The organism is Kitasatospora sp. Ki12, assembly GCF_054601375.1.
Genome location: NZ_BAAIHT010000003.1, coordinates 670,625 through 685,760, shown reverse-complemented (window position 1 = coordinate 685,760; position 15,136 = coordinate 670,625). Strand labels below are relative to the sequence as shown.

18 protein-coding genes and 1 pseudogene are annotated in these 15,136 nt (G+C 71.2%); 9 read left to right on the top strand and 10 right to left on the bottom strand.

The genetic code is table 11. The annotated features are described in order from the left end of the window. Positions 1-14: 14 nt before the first annotated feature. The 7 genes from ACYP53_RS33485 (at position 15) to ACYP53_RS33455 (ending at position 4,990) form a co-directional block, all read left to right on the top strand. Positions 15-1,238 (top strand): helix-turn-helix domain-containing protein, encoded by a 1,224-nt coding sequence (locus tag ACYP53_RS33485; protein ID WP_459650214.1) that lies wholly within the window; start codon positions 15-17, stop codon positions 1,236-1,238. Positions 1,239-1,332: 94 nt separating this feature from the next. Further along, the gene (locus ACYP53_RS33480; protein WP_459650213.1) at positions 1,333-1,590 is read left to right on the top strand and encodes a hypothetical protein; all 258 of its coding nucleotides are present in this window, start codon (positions 1,333-1,335) and stop codon (positions 1,588-1,590) included. A gap of 43 nt (positions 1,591-1,633) precedes the next feature. Continuing rightward, positions 1,634-1,840, top strand: a complete 207-nt coding sequence (locus ACYP53_RS33475) for a hypothetical protein (RefSeq protein WP_459650212.1) — start codon at positions 1,634-1,636, stop codon at positions 1,838-1,840. Beyond that, positions 1,833-2,108 carry a hypothetical protein gene (locus tag ACYP53_RS33470; RefSeq protein WP_459650211.1) on the top strand — a complete coding sequence of 92 codons (276 nt, stop codon included), beginning with the start codon at positions 1,833-1,835 and terminating at the stop codon, positions 2,106-2,108. Before ACYP53_RS33475 ends, ACYP53_RS33470 begins: the two co-directional genes overlap by 8 nt. 155 nt (positions 2,109-2,263) lie before the next feature. After that, complete coding sequence (locus tag ACYP53_RS33465) at positions 2,264-2,683, top strand: hypothetical protein (RefSeq protein WP_459650210.1); 420 nt, start codon at positions 2,264-2,266, stop codon at positions 2,681-2,683. 73 nt (positions 2,684-2,756) lie between these two features. After that, entirely contained in the window at positions 2,757-3,827 is a 1,071-nt protein-coding gene (locus ACYP53_RS33460; RefSeq protein WP_459650209.1) for a radical SAM protein, read from the top strand. A gap of 221 nt (positions 3,828-4,048) precedes the next feature. Further along, positions 4,049-4,990 carry a methyltransferase domain-containing protein gene (locus tag ACYP53_RS33455; RefSeq protein WP_459650208.1) on the top strand — a complete coding sequence of 314 codons (942 nt, stop codon included), beginning with the start codon at positions 4,049-4,051 and terminating at the stop codon, positions 4,988-4,990. A 222-nt stretch (positions 4,991-5,212) separates the two neighbouring features. Here ACYP53_RS33455 and ACYP53_RS33450 read toward each other — a convergent pair whose 3' ends face one another. The 7 genes from ACYP53_RS33450 to ACYP53_RS33420 all read right to left on the bottom strand — a co-directional run bounded on the left by ACYP53_RS33450 (position 5,213) and on the right by ACYP53_RS33420 (position 11,868). Continuing rightward, complete coding sequence (locus tag ACYP53_RS33450) at positions 5,213-5,866, bottom strand: RES family NAD+ phosphorylase (protein ID WP_459650207.1); 654 nt, start codon at positions 5,864-5,866, stop codon at positions 5,213-5,215. After that, positions 5,863-6,390 carry a hypothetical protein gene (locus ACYP53_RS33445; RefSeq protein ID WP_459650206.1) on the bottom strand — a complete coding sequence of 176 codons (528 nt, stop codon included), beginning with the start codon at positions 6,388-6,390 and terminating at the stop codon, positions 5,863-5,865. Before ACYP53_RS33445 ends, ACYP53_RS33450 begins: the two co-directional genes overlap by 4 nt. A 602-nt stretch (positions 6,391-6,992) precedes the next feature. After that, positions 6,993-8,300 carry an NAD(P)/FAD-dependent oxidoreductase gene (locus ACYP53_RS33440; protein WP_459650205.1) on the bottom strand — a complete coding sequence of 436 codons (1,308 nt, stop codon included), beginning with the start codon at positions 8,298-8,300 and terminating at the stop codon, positions 6,993-6,995. A gap of 150 nt (positions 8,301-8,450) precedes the next feature. After that, the gene (locus ACYP53_RS33435) at positions 8,451-8,882 is read right to left on the bottom strand and encodes a nuclear transport factor 2 family protein (RefSeq protein ID WP_459650204.1); all 432 of its coding nucleotides are present in this window, start codon (positions 8,880-8,882) and stop codon (positions 8,451-8,453) included. 7 nt (positions 8,883-8,889) lie between these two features. Next, entirely contained in the window at positions 8,890-9,693 is an 804-nt protein-coding gene (locus ACYP53_RS33430) for an MBL fold metallo-hydrolase (protein ID WP_189919512.1), read from the bottom strand. A 230-nt stretch (positions 9,694-9,923) separates the two neighbouring features. Next, entirely contained in the window at positions 9,924-10,490 is a 567-nt protein-coding gene (locus tag ACYP53_RS33425; RefSeq protein WP_308437596.1) for a hypothetical protein, read from the bottom strand. A gap of 76 nt (positions 10,491-10,566) precedes the next feature. Next, a complete protein-coding gene (locus tag ACYP53_RS33420; protein WP_459650203.1) occupies positions 10,567-11,868 on the bottom strand; it encodes an MFS transporter in 1,302 nt (433 codons plus the stop codon). A 174-nt stretch (positions 11,869-12,042) separates the two neighbouring features. Between ACYP53_RS33420 and ACYP53_RS33415 the strand changes: the two are divergent. Together ACYP53_RS33415 and ACYP53_RS33410 are read left to right on the top strand one after the other, a co-directional pair. Then, positions 12,043-12,393, top strand: a pseudogene (locus tag ACYP53_RS33415) (ArsR/SmtB family transcription factor); the annotation flags it as partial. A gap of 74 nt (positions 12,394-12,467) precedes the next feature. Next, a complete protein-coding gene (locus ACYP53_RS33410; RefSeq protein ID WP_459650202.1) occupies positions 12,468-13,373 on the top strand; it encodes a PhzF family phenazine biosynthesis protein in 906 nt (301 codons plus the stop codon). Positions 13,374-13,420: 47 nt separating this feature from the next. On the opposite strand, the gene ACYP53_RS33405 is transcribed toward ACYP53_RS33410, so the two are convergent. The 3 genes from ACYP53_RS33405 to ACYP53_RS33395 form a co-directional block, all read right to left on the bottom strand. Beyond that, the gene (locus tag ACYP53_RS33405; RefSeq protein WP_459650201.1) at positions 13,421-13,936 is read right to left on the bottom strand and encodes an AAA family ATPase; all 516 of its coding nucleotides are present in this window, start codon (positions 13,934-13,936) and stop codon (positions 13,421-13,423) included. Between the two features lie 34 nt (positions 13,937-13,970). Next, the gene (locus tag ACYP53_RS33400; protein ID WP_189919521.1) at positions 13,971-14,387 is read right to left on the bottom strand and encodes a hypothetical protein; all 417 of its coding nucleotides are present in this window, start codon (positions 14,385-14,387) and stop codon (positions 13,971-13,973) included. A 75-nt stretch (positions 14,388-14,462) separates the two neighbouring features. Beyond that, complete coding sequence (locus ACYP53_RS33395) at positions 14,463-15,044, bottom strand: HAD domain-containing protein (RefSeq protein WP_459650946.1); 582 nt, start codon at positions 15,042-15,044, stop codon at positions 14,463-14,465. Positions 15,045-15,136: the final 92 nt, after the last annotated feature.

Here is a 15,136-nt window from a genome sequence, read left to right as displayed (position 1 = left end):
TCGGGAGCACGCCCATGAGCGACGATGCTGCAGAACTGACAACTGGTGAGCGGATCCGTCTCCACCGCGAACGCGCCGGAATGAGTCGGCTGGTCCTGGCCGGACTCGTCGGCCGGTCGGAGGGGTGGCTGAAGAAGATCGAACAGGGCGAACGCGACCTCAAGCACATGGACATGCTTGTTCGACTTGCTCAGGTTCTTCGCTTGAGTGATGTCGGCATGCTGTCGGGAACGCCCGGCGTCGTGCCGGTCGGATCTTGGGGGAAGTTGTCGCATGCCGCCGTGCCGGCCCTCCGGGACGCGGTCCACGCCAGTATCTATCGCCGACCGGTTGACCTGCCGACAACCACGGAGGAACTGGCAGGGCGCGTCCGGCAGACGTGGGCTGTCTGGCATGCATCTCCTCATCAGCGCACTGAGGTTGGCGCACTGCTGCCCGGACTGATCTTGGCGTGCCACACGCTCGTTCGCGGCGTGGAGGGCAACGAGCGTCGGGCTGCCTACCGGGTCATGGCCGAGACGTACGCGCTCGCTCAGCAGTACGCGGCCCACACGACGGAGCCGGAACTCTACTGGCTGACCGTGGACCGGGCCCGGATGGCTGCTGAAGAGGCCGACGAGCCTGTCATGCTGGCCGTTGCAGCATGGATCGTGGGCAACGGCCTCCGTGATAGCGGCCACGCTGACGAGGCGTTGCGGCTGGCATCGGAAGCCGCGGACTCACTGCGCCCCCGGATGGAGGAAGGGTCAGCCCTCCTCCGAAGCACATTCGGTGCCCTCTGCCTCCACGCGGCCGTGACGTGTGCCAAGGAAGGCCGCGAAGGCGAAACCTGGCGGTGGTGGGACGAGGCGGACCGAACCGCGCGGCAACTCGGGAATTACGCGCACCCGTTCACGGTGTTCGGAGAGGGCAATGTGGCGGTCCACGGCGTAACGCTGGGCGCCGAGCTGCGGACTCCCGGGGCGGCGCTTCGCCGGCTCGCGGAGGTTCGACCGGAGACGATCCCGTCAACGGAGCGGCGCTCCCGCCTATTCGTTGACGCTGCCCGAAGCGAGTTCGCGCGGAAGGAACACGCGGGCGCGCTGCACTACATCAAGCGTGCGTTCGAGACGAGTCCGGAAGCGGTGCGCTACGTCCCGCCGGCGCGCGGACTCGTCGTAGAGCTGACACGCGTTGCGAAGGGGCCGCTGCGCGGTGACGCTGTTGCGCTGGCTGAAGAGGTCGGAGTAGCTGCCTGAAGATCGTTAACAAGGTGCCCCAATCTGGGGCACCTCCCTCCGTGACGGGCCCGTAACGTTTCGTGACGCTACGGGCCCCGACCGACAGGGAGCGATGATGGCTGTACGAAGCATGCCCGGGGCGGCCGACGCGCCGCCGGACACCCCGACGACCGGGGAGACCACCGCCCCGCCCAGCGCGCGGCGCGCTCTGAGGCCGCCGAGCAAGCGCGCGAGCCCGACCCTGATCCGCACGTGTCGGGCGGAGTACCGGGCGGCGCAGGCGGAGGAGGCGCGCCAGCCGACGAGCCTCTTCAAGTACGCGCCGCTGGACTGGGAGGACGCCTTCGGGGGTCCCTGTGACGCTGCGTGAGGGCGCTGCCCGCAGACCTGAACAGCCCCTGAACGGCTACGCGGTGACGCTGAGTGACCTGGCCCGGCGGTTGCCCCCGGTGCCGGCCCCGGACGCCAAGGACTGCCCCGGGTGTGAGTGGCTCGACGGCCTGGCGGACGGCGCGTTCAACGACCCGGAGGGGTGCGACCGCTCCGCCTTGACGGACGTCCGCGTCCTCCGCGCCCGGCACGAGGCGGCGGGGGAGTGCCTGGCGGTGTCGCGTGACTAATGACCTGGAGTTCAAGCCGCCGACATGGTGGGCGTTCCTCGGTGGTGCGGTGCCGTACGGCGACGACGATGCCGGCGAAACGGACGCCACGGTGACGGACCTTCGGACGTGGATGAAGGCACGTCCGCGGTCGCCGAGGCGGGCCAGCGGGCCGCCGCCCGTCCTCTCCCCGGAGGACTTCAACGACACCCCGCTGACGCCGGAGCAGCGCGAGCGCCGTGCCGACCTGCTGGCCAGGCTCCGCGAGATCAACCACCCCTGGCGCTGACGTGGACCCATACGCCGCACCCGTGTTCGGCATCGGCGGCCTCTGGGCCGGTCAACGTCGAGCGTGGGACGGTCTGCCGGCCCCGGTGCCGTGGTGGGCACAGCATCGACCCGACTGGGCCACAACAGAAATCGACTGCATGAGGATCCGACGACGTGCCTCAGGCCAGGAATCAAGCGATCAAGACCGCGGACACCGCGCCGGGGATCGAAGCGGTGAACACGCTGCTGTCCGACCCGGAAGTGTGGATTGACGGCCGCACGCTGGGCTGCCATTGCCCGCAGCGGAACAGTGGCGGGTGCGTGGCGCTACTCGACCTGCCGGCACTTCAGTGCCTGTGGACGGACCCGATGGGCCGACGGGGAATCCTGATCGGCAAGCGCCACGTGTCCGACCCGATCACGGGCGCGATCCGCTACACCGTCGTGGCGTCGCGCGCGCTGGCGGACGGCAGGGCGTGGGCGATTCGGTGCGCCGGCCCGCCGAAGGTCGAGAACCACTACGAACAGACCCGCCTGGGGCGCCCTCCCCGACAACCGTTGAACCGGGCTGGCCCGGAACGTATCGCTCCGTAACACCCCTCAGAGCCCCGCCCGGCATCCAGCCGGGCGGGCCCACGCGCACTACCAACCTGGAAGAGAGCAGAGCTTGACCACGATCCTGAGTTCGACGCTGATGGTACCCACCGACGTAGAGCTTGAGCTCACCGACAAGTGCAACATGGAGTGCGGACACTGCCTGTCTAGCTCCAGCCCGTCCGTTCCCCACGGCACCATGACCCTGGACGAGTGGACGCAGGTGATCACCGAGTGCGCCGCGCTCGGCGTTAAGCGGGTCCAGCTCATCGGCGGCGAACCCACGACGTTCCCCGGCTGGGACAAGCTGCTGAACCACGCCCTGGCCGTTGGACTCAAGGTGGAGGTGTTCTCCAACCTCTACCACGTGACTGCGAAGGGCTGGACGGTACTCTCCCAGCCCGGCGTATCGCTGGGTACGTCGTACTACTCCATCAACGCGGGGCAGCACGACCGGGTGACCAACAAGCCGGGGAGCCACGAGCGGACCCGGGCGAACATCGTGAAGGCCGTTGAACGCGGCATCCCGATCCGGGCCGGGGTCGTCCGCTGCCACGACGGACAGCGGGAGGAAGAGGCCGTTGCGGAGTTGAAGGCGCTGGGCGTCGAGCGGGTCACCCTGGACTGGGCCCGTGCGGTCGGACGGGCAGCCGGCGGGGACGAGCCGACCATGGACGCCTTGTGCGGGAAATGCGCGCTGGGGAAGCTCGCCATCCTGCCGGACGGCGCGGTGGCCCCTTGCGTGCTCGGCCGGTTTTTGCCGACGGGCAACGTCAAGGATCCGGGAGGGCTCCGGGCAGTCCTGGCCGGTCCCCAGTGGGCGAAGACCGCTGCCAGTATTCCGCGGCGACGGCAGGTGTGCGGCCCCAACGACGGAGGCTCGTGTGCCCCGACCGGATGCGCGCCCCAGGAGTTCGGGTCGCACAACCTGGGCGGGTGCCCACCGGACGACTCCAGCGACTGTAACCCGGCCAACACCGAAGCCTGCGCACCCAAGTACTTCGCGCCGCCCGCGGAGTTGGAACTTTGCGTCCCGAAGGTCACCGCCGCGAGCCCGACCCCGGTGATGCTGGGCGGGTGCCCGCCGAACGACTCCAACGACTGCTCGCCCGCCAACTCCGAAGCGTGCGCGCCGAAGTACTGAGAGGCTGAGATATGACACGCATTCAGTGGGAGGGGTGGGCGGCCGATCTCGCTGCCCGGACGACGGACCCTGATTCTCGATGGCGAATCCCCGTCGCCAGTATCCCCCGGCACGAGTTGGTGCCCCGGTGGTGGGAGCCTGCTGACGACGGAGGCTGGACGCTCCGGATCGGGGAGGAGGATCCGGACCGGTGGCTCGCCGTTGCCTACGGGAACGAGTCCATGGTCACCAGCGTGGGTGGGCTCCATGCAGACCACGCGAGGCCGGAGGACCGGCCGACCGGACTGCCCACGTCGTCCGCCACGCTCACGGCGCTCGTCGTCAAGATGCTCAGGCATGGTCGGATCAACGCGACCCATGATCTGCTGGACGTCGGCACCGGAGCCGGCGGGTTGACCGCAATCGCGGCCAGGCGGATGGGCTCCGAGCACGTGACGAGCGTGGACATCGACACCTACCTGACCGACGCCGCGAAGGATCGTCTGGACGGCATGGGGCTGCACCCGACCTTCATCGCGCAAGACGCGGTCAACACCCTCCCGGGCGACTACGACCGGATCGTCGCCACGGTGTCCGCCCGCCCGGTCCCGATGGCGTGGCTCCAAGCGCTCCGACGCGGGGGGCGGCTCGTCACCACGATCGCAGACACAGCGCTGATCCTGACCGCCTGGAAGACCCCGGACGGCGGGGCCGAAGGCGCGATCGAACGGGACTGGGCGGGATTCATGACCACCCGGCACGGGCCCGCATACCCGTCGTGGCTGGACAAGGTGTTCCAGGCCGCCCGCGAAGAAGACGGCGAGAACGTCAGCAAGACCTTCCGCTACCCGGTCACCGACGTTCGGAACTCCTGGGAAATCTGGTCGATGCTCACGATCAACACCCCGGGTATTCAGATCGACTACGAGCAGACCACCGACCGTCGTACGACCTATCTCGCCCACCCGGACGGATCGTGGGCCCGCGCGGAAGCGGTGAGGTACGAGCCGCCGACCGTCCACCAATCCGGCCCCCGCCGGCTCTGGTCGGACCTCGAATCAATCCGGAACTGGCGCGAAGTCGAAGGCGGGTTGCCGCTGTACGGATGCAAGGCCGTGATCACCCCGGAAGGCGTGATCCACCTGTCCCGCGGACGGTGGTCCGCCACGATCGACCAACCCTGAGCGCTACGAGCCCCGCCCGGGTTCGCCTGAGCGGGGCTCCGCAGCCGCACCCCTGAACGCCCCTTCCCCGCGTCGCCATGGAGGCGCGGGGAAGGGGACAGAGCAGAGCCCCCGGAGACACTTGGCGGTGTCACTCCGGGGGCTTTGTGCTGCGCGGGGGCGCGTCGCCAGCGAGCGGACCCGGAGAGATGGCACTCAGCGACTTTCAGGCCGGAGCTAGATCTATCGCCTGGCATACGTGCGGCGACTTCTAACGAATGGGATCCCGTATTTATCGTGCGCTTCATATCCCAGATATAGCGGGACCTCGCTGTCCGATTCCACCTCAAGCATCTTAGCGTTGGGGTCATCTCCGGGTGCGTACTCGTCAGAAGGGTGCTCGGAGAACGCGGCCAGGTTATGCCATTGGGCAGGGGGGTCTTTTACTGAGATCCACCATATTCCGCCCCAGTTTGCGGCATATAGCGTGGAGGCAAACTGCTGACTATTTGGATAGGGAGGGCCCGTCTCGTGTCGTACAGATTCCGTCAGGTCGGGGTCGTTAAAGTTGGCTGCTGCGGTCATGTCGTAAGCCTGGGTTTCGCGCGCTATTCGTATGACAGCGAGTCGACGCGCGGCAAGATCTTCATCTGTGACCGCCATCCCCTTGAATCTCCCAAACACCTCCAGGTAGGCGCCTTCTTCGCTCTCCGAGAGGTAGCACGTGCCTCCTGGGGGAACATCTTCCGGTATCTCGGACAGGTCGAATCGGCAGTCGCCAGCACGACAGAACCATACGGCCCGCCCTGGTCTGCCATTGACGAATTTCTGATAAAGTCGCCAGAAGCGATCAGTGGACTGAACGGTTATCGACCTGGCCCCTTCCTTCTTTCTCATTGCGTCAAGCTCCTCGCGGCAATTGCTGCAGACTTCCTAATGCGGTCGTTGAAATCCGCCTCCGCTATCACGTGGCGTGGTTCATTGCCATCGAGTTCGGGTTGCGGGGTGCAAGCCCAAGAGATTACGTATTCCGGCCTGTAGTCGAAGCGGCCGAGGGTGCTATGAAATATCTTCAGGACATCCTGCACTACTTTTTCTAGAAGTGGACCGCGCACATCCTGGAACTGCCACACCGGAAAGAATGTGTCAAACTTTCCTTCGAGGGCGAGTAGCTCGCCTCTTTCGATTAGAAATTCGAGATCGGACTTCGATGAATTGCTCTCCCTTGAGATGTGGTCGAGGCGATAGCAGTCTCCGAGGGCTAGGTGCCATCGAATATTGCTGATGGCCTCATCGGCTGCATCCCGCGCAAAATCCTCTATTGCCTCATCTTCGACTTGAAAAAAGTCTGGGTGCAATTGGAATTGCTGCGAGACGATCTCGCGGAAGTGGTGGGTGAGGATCATTAGAGCATCTGCCATATTTCCACGCTACGACCGCTCGTAGTGGGCTGCGACCGGTGGAAGAGTGGCCGACGCAACTCGACGGGCTCTGATGTTTTGGTTGTGGCGGTTGGTCACTGCAACGCATGAGTGGACTGGGCTTCGCCGCAGGCTGACTCGGTGGAGGAGGCGAGATGGGCCTGCGCTTGCGCGATGCCCCTGACGCGAAGGAGCCAGCCTGGCGGACACGCCCGTTTGATGGCGAGTAACTGCCCCTCGGCGTGGCTAGCGGCCGCTCGGACGGCTCGTGCCGGCCGTGTCGGCGGTGACGGTCGGCAGGTACCGCTCGGCGAAGACGCGTCCAGCTCGGCCATCCCCGGCGGGTCGGCGAAGTACCCGCTGCCCAGCTGGTCGCGGACCGCCTCCGTGACATCGAGGCAAAGAGACCGCCACCCCGTCGACCGGGGGCCGCCCCGCCCGATCTCCCGCGGCTGGATGGCTGCATCCATGAGCGTTCGTGGTCGCGGTATCCAGCAGGCCCCGGAGGCGTTTGGCAGTGCCATTCCGGGGCCCTGGACTGTCATCTGCGTGCGATGTCATGAGCGCTCTCGGGCGCACGGATGATAGGCACGTTTGCCGTCTCAGACGTCTTCGAGCGGGACGTTCGAGTCCGTCAGCCGGTTCACATTCACCTCGCGCTTTGACCGGATCAGTTCGCGGATCGGGTCGGTGACGTCCCAGACGTTCATGTTCATCCCCGCCAGAACCCGGCCGTCCTTGAGCCAGAACGCGATGAACTCGTTGGCCTTCACGTCCCCTCGGAACACGACCCGGTCGTAGCCGTCGGCCTCGACGTAGCCGAGGTATTCCATGCTCAGCTTGTCCCGCGAGGCCACCGGCTCGTTAGGATGCCGGGGTGTCCACTCGGCATCGGTGAAGAAGTACGGGACGCGGTCGTACACCGCGTCCGGCTGCCCGAGCATCGCCCGGGCGGCGGTCTGCGGCTGGTTGACGGCGTTGGCCCAGTGCTCGACCCGGATGTGCCGCTCGAACAGCGGGTGGTAGGCGTTGGCGACGTCGCCGGCGGCGTAGACGTCCGGGTCCGAGGTGCGCAGGTGGCGGTCGGTCTTGACGCCGTTGTCGATCTCCAGCCCGGCCGCCTCGGCGAGTCCGGTGGCGGGGGCGATGCCGATGCCGACGACGACCGCGTCCGCCGCGACCGTCGTCCCGTCGGCGAGCCTCACCCCGGTCACCGTGCCGCCGTCGCCGGTCAGTTCGGCCACCTTGACGCCGAAGCGCAGGTCGACGCCGTGCTCCCGGTGCAGGTCGGCGAAGACCTGGGCGACCTCCCGGCCGAGCACCCGCAGCAGCGGCAGTTCGAGCGTCTCCAGCACCGTCACCTCGGCGCCCGCCGTGCGGGCCGCGGCCGCCACCTCCAGGCCGATCCAGCCGGCGCCGACCACCGCGATCCGGGCGCCCGGCCGCAGCACCGCCTTGATCCGGTCGCTGTCCTCGACCCGGCGCAGGTAGAGCACGCCGTCCTGGTCCGCGCCCGGCACCGGCAGGCGGCGCGGCACCGAGCCGGTGGTCAGCAGCAGCTTGGCGTACGCGACCCGGCCGTCGTCGGTGAGCGTCACGGTGTGCCCGGCCGGGTCGATCGACTCCACCGCCGTGCCCAGCCGCAGCGTGACGTCGTGCTCGGCGTACCACTGCGGCGGGTGGACGTGGATCTTCTCCCGGGGCGTCTTGCCCAGCAGGTAGCCCTTGGACAGCGGCGGCCGCTCGTACGGGCGCTCGTGCTCGTCGCCGATCAGGACGATGCCGCCCCGGTACCCGGCCTCGCGCAGCGCCTCGGCCGCCTTCGCGCCGCCCAGCGAGGCCCCGACGATCACGATCGGGCGGTCCCGCCCGCCGTCCGCTCCGGTGGTGCCGCTGTCCGTGCCCGCCATGGCTCAACTCCTCGTTCTCCGGCCGTGGATCAGGGGTCAGCCTGCCGCCGCCCGGGTGGTGTGTCGAGGCCGTGCCGGGCGCGCCGCGCCACGCTCGCCCATACGGGTGAACGAGGGGCTGAGGGGGAGTGCCGCCCGCCGGGCCGGTGTTCACGGGGTCATGGCATCCCTGACCAGCGCGGTGTCGGTGAACTGCTCGAAGCGGACGATCCGGCCGCCGCGCACCGTGAAGTGGTGGGCGACGCGGACCGCGAGCGGCTTTCCGGTGGCCTTGTGGACGGCCGTGTAGCGGGCCAGGACCACCACGTCCTCGCCGTCCACCACGTACGTGTCGTCGTGGGCCGTCCAGTCGTCCCAGTCGGCGGCCAGCCGCTCCATCACGTGGGAGGTGACGCCCTTCGGGGTGCGGTAGGTGCCGGCCAGCGGGAAGCCGGCCATCTCCGTCCACTCGACGTCCTCGGCGAGGGTGGCGCGCAGCGCGGCCAGATCGCCCCGGGCGGAGGCCAGGTACTGGCGGCGGACCACGTCGGCGGGCGCGGTGGACTCGGCGAAGCCGGCCACGTCCCTGGGGATCTCGATCATCGTCCGGTCACCCCCACGCCATCTCGCCCATGACGACCTTGGTGCCGATGTCCACCGCGATCCGCAGCCCCAGGTCCGGGAAACGCCGCTCCAGCGCCTCCTTGGCGGCCGCCGCGTCCGCGGCCCGGCCGATCTCCGTCTCGAAGGCGCGCAGGTAGGCGCGGGTGTGGTCGACGGCGTTCAGGTCGGTCGGCGCCCCCGCGACCCGGTGGCCGGCCGCCACCCAGGCCGGGTGGAGCGCCTCGATGCCGTCCAGCAGGTCGATCCAGGCGGCCCGTTGGGCGGGGGCCGGGGTGTCCGCCGTCCACACGTGCAGGCCCTCGAAGAGCAGCACCCCGCCGAGCACGGCCCGGTGGTGGTGCTGCCACAGGTAGTGCCGGTCCGGCAGGTGGAAGTCGGCGCCGCGCACCTCGAACCGGTGGCCCTCGAAGACGATCTCGTCCCCCGCCAGCACCTCGGGCCGCACCAGCCGGGTCGGCAGCTCCGGGCCCAGGTGGGACCAGGCGCGCAGCTTGGCCTCGTACGTCTCCTGGATGTGCTCGACGGTCGAGGCGGTGGCCAGGAACCGGGCCTGCGGGAAGGCGTCCTGGACCTCCTGGGCGCCGAAGTAGAAGTCCGGGTCGCCGTGGCTGACGAACACGGTGGTCAGCCGCTTGCCGCTCTCCTTGATCCGCTCGACCAGACGGCGGCCGTCGGAGCGGGTGAACCCGGCGTCCACCAGCAGGGCGTCCTGCGGGCCGGTGACCAGGACGGAGGTCTTGTTGAGCGAGCTGTCGGGGCCGTCGACGATCTCGAAGTCGAGAGCACTCATGCGCCCACCTCACTTCGTTCGGCGGGCGCTTCGCGCAACACGCACCTCTCGATGGTTCGCTCACTTCGCTCGCTCACGTTCTGGATTCCTTCCTCGGGCCGGGCACGCCACGCCGCCAGGATCGGCGCTGGGCGTCCCGGGCGCATCCGGAGCCCGGGCGCAGCCGGAGGAGGGGCGCATCCGGAGCCCGGGCGCAGCCGGAGGAGGGGCGCAGCCGGAGGAGGGGCGCGCTACGCGCGGGTCCAGAGCGTGAGGTCGCTGCTGGTCGCCACCGCGAGGGTCCGGCCGGTGGGGGAGAAGCCCGCGGCGCGCAGGGTGGACCAACTGGAGTCGAAGAGCTGCCACCAGGTCTCGCCGTGCTCGCCCTGCCACGGCCCCCGGCCGGTCGCGAGCAGCACCCGGTGGTGCGGCCACTCCGGGGCGGCGACCTCGACGTGCCAGCCGCCGTCGGCACCGGTGTGCAGGCCGCCGCCCCACAGGCCGGCCACCGGGATCCGTACGTCCGTGACCTGGCCGAGGCCCGGGCAGCAGAGGTCCGGCCCGTGCGGGTCCTCCTCCGGATCGTGGTCGCGCGCCAGCTTGAGGCCCGTCACCGCGTCGAACAGGCCGTGGCCACTGCTCGACACGGTCAGCACCAGGTCGTGCCCGCTCTCCGGGTGCACGGCGAAGCCGATGCCGAGCAGCCCGCCGACCGCGATCATCCCCCGGCCGACCGGCCGCCACGGCTCCGGCGGGGCGGTCACCGGGGCGGCCAGGATCCGGTCGCGGAGGTGCTGCTGGTACGGGGTCAGGGCCATGAGGACGATCATCCCACCCGGCCGCAGGCGGTGCGTCGGGCCTCTTGCGACCGGCGCCCGCGGCCCGCGTCCGTGCCTACCGCGGCGGCCCCAGCCGCAGCACCGCCAGCGCCCCCAGCGCGGTGGCCGCGGCGAGCGGCACCCACAGCGCGCCGGGACCGGCGGCGAGCAGCGCCGTCAGCACGGCCGGCGCGGCCGCCCGTCCCACGCCCGTCGACAGCTCCCAGCGCGCCAGCGCCCGCCCGAGCAGGTGCGCCGGGGCGATCGCCGCCACCAGCGCCGTACCCGAGCCCGTGTAGAGGATCTCGCCCAGCGTGTACAGCACCGAGACCACCACGATGCCCACCGTCCCCGGCGTGCCGCCCAGCGCGCCGGACCCCCAGAACCCCAGGTACGAGACCGCCAGCAGCGCCCCCGAGGCCGCCAGCACGACCCGCCGCGGACGGTCCGCCAACCGCAGCACCAGCGCCAGCTGCAGGCCCATCACCAGCACCGTGTTGCCGACGAACAGGCCCGACGACCAGGCCGGGGACGCGTGCAGCCGCAGCACCAGCAGCGCGGGGAGCGCCACCTCCAGCACGTCGAAGCAGAACGCGTACGGCAGGTTGGCGAAGCTCAGCAGGGTGATCCGGCGCAGCGGCGCCCGCTGCTCCCGGGGGTTCTCGTGGGCGGACTCCGGCGGCGCCTGCGGCGTGGCCCGCACCCGCAGCGAGCCCACCAGCGCCGCCGCGACCAGGCAGGCCGCGCCGGTCACCCCGGCCAGCAGTCGGATCGCCCCCGCGCCGCCGCTCACCGCCACCGTGGCGAGCAGCGCGCCCAGGCCCAGGCCCGCGTTGCGCACCGCCCGTCCGGCGGCGAGCGCCGCGTCCCGCAGCCGTCCCTCGGTGAGCGTGCTCACCACGGCGGCGTGCGTGGCCGGCCAGGACTGGCTGCCCACCCCGAACAGCACCGCCGCCGCCGTGAACCCCGCCAGGCCGTCCGCGGACAGCAGGGCCAGCGAACCCGCCGCCCGCAGCAGCAGGGTGACGGCCGCGGGCAGGGTGCGGGCGCCACGGTCGATCCAACGGCCGGTCAGCGGCACCACCAGCAGACCCGCGACCATCCCCGCCGACAGCGCCAGCCCCACCGCCCCCGCCCCCAGGTGCAGCATCGCGACCCCGTACAGCAGCAGGAACGGCCCCAGCATGCCGCCGCCCACCGCGTCCACCGCCAGCGCGACGGCGTACCGGGGCCCGCCGGCCGCGGTCAGCAGGCCCAGCAGCGCGGACGGACCGCCCCGGCCGGGGCGGTCGGTGCGACCGGTGTGACTGGTTCGGCCGGTGTGACCGGTTCGGCCGGCGGCGACGTCGTGGTCGGACTTCTCCTTGATCAGGCTCATGGCCGGTACCGTCCGCCCGGACCGGGCAGCCCGGCACGCGGATTGACGGTTCCCGTCAATCGGTCGCGGGCGCCGGCGGAGCGGATGACAGGATCTCGCCCGTGAGTGTGACCATCGACATCACCGGCCTGCCCGACGAGCGGCTGCTCTTCACGCCCTCCCCGCTCGCCGAACCACCTCCTGGTCGTGTACGCGGCCGGCTGGCGGCCCGTCCTCCAGTACCCGGTCGCCGAGGCCGGCCTGCCCGAGCCCGTCTCGCTCGCCGTCGTCCAGCAACGCCTGGAAGCCCTCGCCCACCCCGTCCGGCTGCGCCTCGCCCGCACCACGGCCCGCGGCCCGCACACCACCGGCGAACTCGCCTCCGCCTGGCAGCTCGGCACACCCGAGGTCTCCCGCCACCCGGCCGTGCTGCGCAAGGCCGGGCTGCTGACGACGCGGCGGCGCGGGCGGTACATGCTCTACCAGCTCGACCTGGCGGGCAGCGCCCGGCTCGGCTCGGACTTCCTGGAGGCGGTGCTGCGGTGACGGGGCGCCAGGGGCGCCGGGGGGCGGCCGGGGCCGCCGGGAACAGGAGGCGGGCGGAACGCGTTCGTCCGGGCATGACCGACGACGCCAACGCCAACGCCACCGCCTCGCCCTCGCCCTCGGCCTCCACCTCGGCCTCCGCTGAGGTGCTGCGCTACGCCGCCTTCGCCACCCGCCCCGAGGGCGGCAACCCGGCCGGCGTGGTGCTCGACGCCACCGGCCTGACCGACCGGCAGATGCTCGCCGTCGCCGCCGAGGTCGGCTACTCCGAGACCGCGTTCCTGACCGCCGGGCCGGCCGAAGGCGCCTACCGGGTACGGTACTTCAGCCCGCTCGCCGAGGTCCCGTTCTGCGGGCACGCGACGGTCGCCTCCGCCGTCGCCCTCGCCGAGCACACCGCCCCCGGCCGGTACGTCTTCGCGACCGCGGCCGGGGACGTCCCGGTCGAGGTCGAGCGCGGAGCCGACGGGCTGCTGCGGGCCACCCTCACCAGCGTCGAGCCCAAGGTGGAGTCCGTCCCCGAGGCGGACGTCGCGCAGGCGCTCGACCTGCTCCGCTGGTCCGCCGCCGACCTGGACCCGGCCCTGCCGCCCCGCATCGGCTACGCCGGTGCCCGGCACCTCGTCCTCGCCGTCGGCACCCGCGAGCGGCTGGCCCGCCTCGACTACGACTTCGACGGCCTGGCGGACTTCATGCGCGCCCGCGACCTGACCACCCTCCAGCTCGTCTGGCGCGAGGCCCCCGAGGTCTTCCACGTCCGCGACCCGTTCCCCGTCGGCGGCGTGGTCGAGGACCCGGCCACCGGCGCCGCCGCGGCCGCCTTCGGCGCGTACCTGCGGGAGCTGGGCGCCGTCGCGGCCCCGACGGTGCTGACGCTGCACCAGGGCGAGGACCTGGGCCGCCCCGGCGTGCTGCGGGTCGAACTGCGGGCGGAGGACGCGCGGGTGCGCGTCTCCGGCACGGCGGTCGCGATCGGGTGAACCCGGGGCCGCCGCCAGGGCGAGGGCCGTGGCAGGACGCCCTCGCCCTACGGCACGACGCCCTCGCCCTGCGGCAGGACCCGCTCGCCCTCGCCCCGCGGCTCCTCGAACTGGGCCAGGTAGCGGCCGAACAGCTCCTCGCCGACCGTGACGGCGTTGGCGCCCTCCCGCCCGTTGCGGACGGCGAGCCGGCGCTCCAGCGTCGCCCGGTCGGCCTTCAGGTGGACCAGTTCCCACCGGCAACCGTGGCTCTCCACCAGCGCCTTGTAGTCGTCCCTGGCCGCCCGGCTCCAGAAGCTGTAGTCCACCACCACGTTCCGCCCGGACCGCATCAACTCGACCAGTTCCAGGCGCTGTTCGGCACGCACCTCGTCCTTCAGCCGGTCGAACGCGGCCTCCGACAGCACCACCCCGGCGTCCCGCCCCCCGAGCCGCCGCCAGACCGCCTCGTCGATCGACAGCCGCACGTAGCCGCGCCGAACCAGCTCCAAGGCGTACGTGGTCTTGCCCGCCCCGGGCAGCCCGCACATCAGCACCACCGTGCCGCTCGATCGCTCCGTCACACCCCGCAGGCTAGCGCCGGGCCCAACGCGGCACCTACCCGTCCTCCCGGCCCTCCAGGAGGTGTTCCAGGAACCGGCCGTGCCGGACGAGCGTGCGGCTCTCGCTCTCCGGGGCCGGGGTGTCCGTCCGCAGCACCCGGGTCCGCTGCTCCGCCCGGTCGGAGAGATCGGAGAGACCGGAGACCATGACCCCGACAGCGTCGGCGATACCGGTCATCGAGGACGCCGACCTGCCCGGCTCGACCCGCTCCACGCGGACGGCCTCCTTCGTGGGTACGGGCGTGGGCGCCGGCGCTGGCGCGGTCTCGGTCGTCGGCACCTGGGTGCGCTTCGCCCGCGCGGGCTTCCGCCCGGCCCGCGCCACCCCGGACTCCTCCCGCAGCCGGCCGACCTCCGCCTCCAACGCCGCCAGCCGTGCCCGCAGTTCGTCCAGCTCGCCCATCTTCTCCACCGCCCAGAACCCTCCCCGGCCGCCCTGCACGGCCCTTGACGTGCGGCTTCAGCCTAGCCGGGTCCCGCCCACCCCTCACGGCCGCTCGCCGCCACCGCCCTCGGCCGCACCCGTCGACCGGGCCCAGTCGGCCAGCGCCGCGAAGTCCTCCGCCGTCAGCCCGACCTTCGGATCGACCCGGTGCAGAAGCGCCGGCCCCCGGTGACGCTCCTCCACCCAGGCGCGGTCCGCGTCCGTGATCAGATCGTCGACCCAGGCGAACGGCCGGCCCCGCGCCCACGCCACGACCTCCGGCGTCTTCCAGAACACCCCGCCCCCGGGGTCCGGCCGCGGATCGGACCACGCGATCACCGGCAGCGGGGGCAACCCCAGAATCGGCGCCAGGAACTCGTTCGCGTCCTCCTCCCAGGTCGTCGCCCACACCAGATCGAACGGCAACGCCGCGAGCGCCGCCCCGTGCGCCGGGTTGAGCCAGACCCGCAACGGCTTCGGCCGCTTGTTCGGAAGCCCCCAGGCCCGCAACCGCCGCCGCTCCGCCGCCTCCCAGCGCGGAGTCATCAGCCGGTGCGTCTCGTACCCCGCAGGCCGCCGGTACGGCTTCGCCGCATCCGGGTTCAGCGGCCCATCCACATCCACCAGCAACACCGGCCGCACCAGGCACCCCCAAGATCGTCCCCGCACGCTACCGGCCCCACCCACCCGCGCCCACCGGATTTCCGCCGCCGCCACCCTCCACACCGACGCGGTAC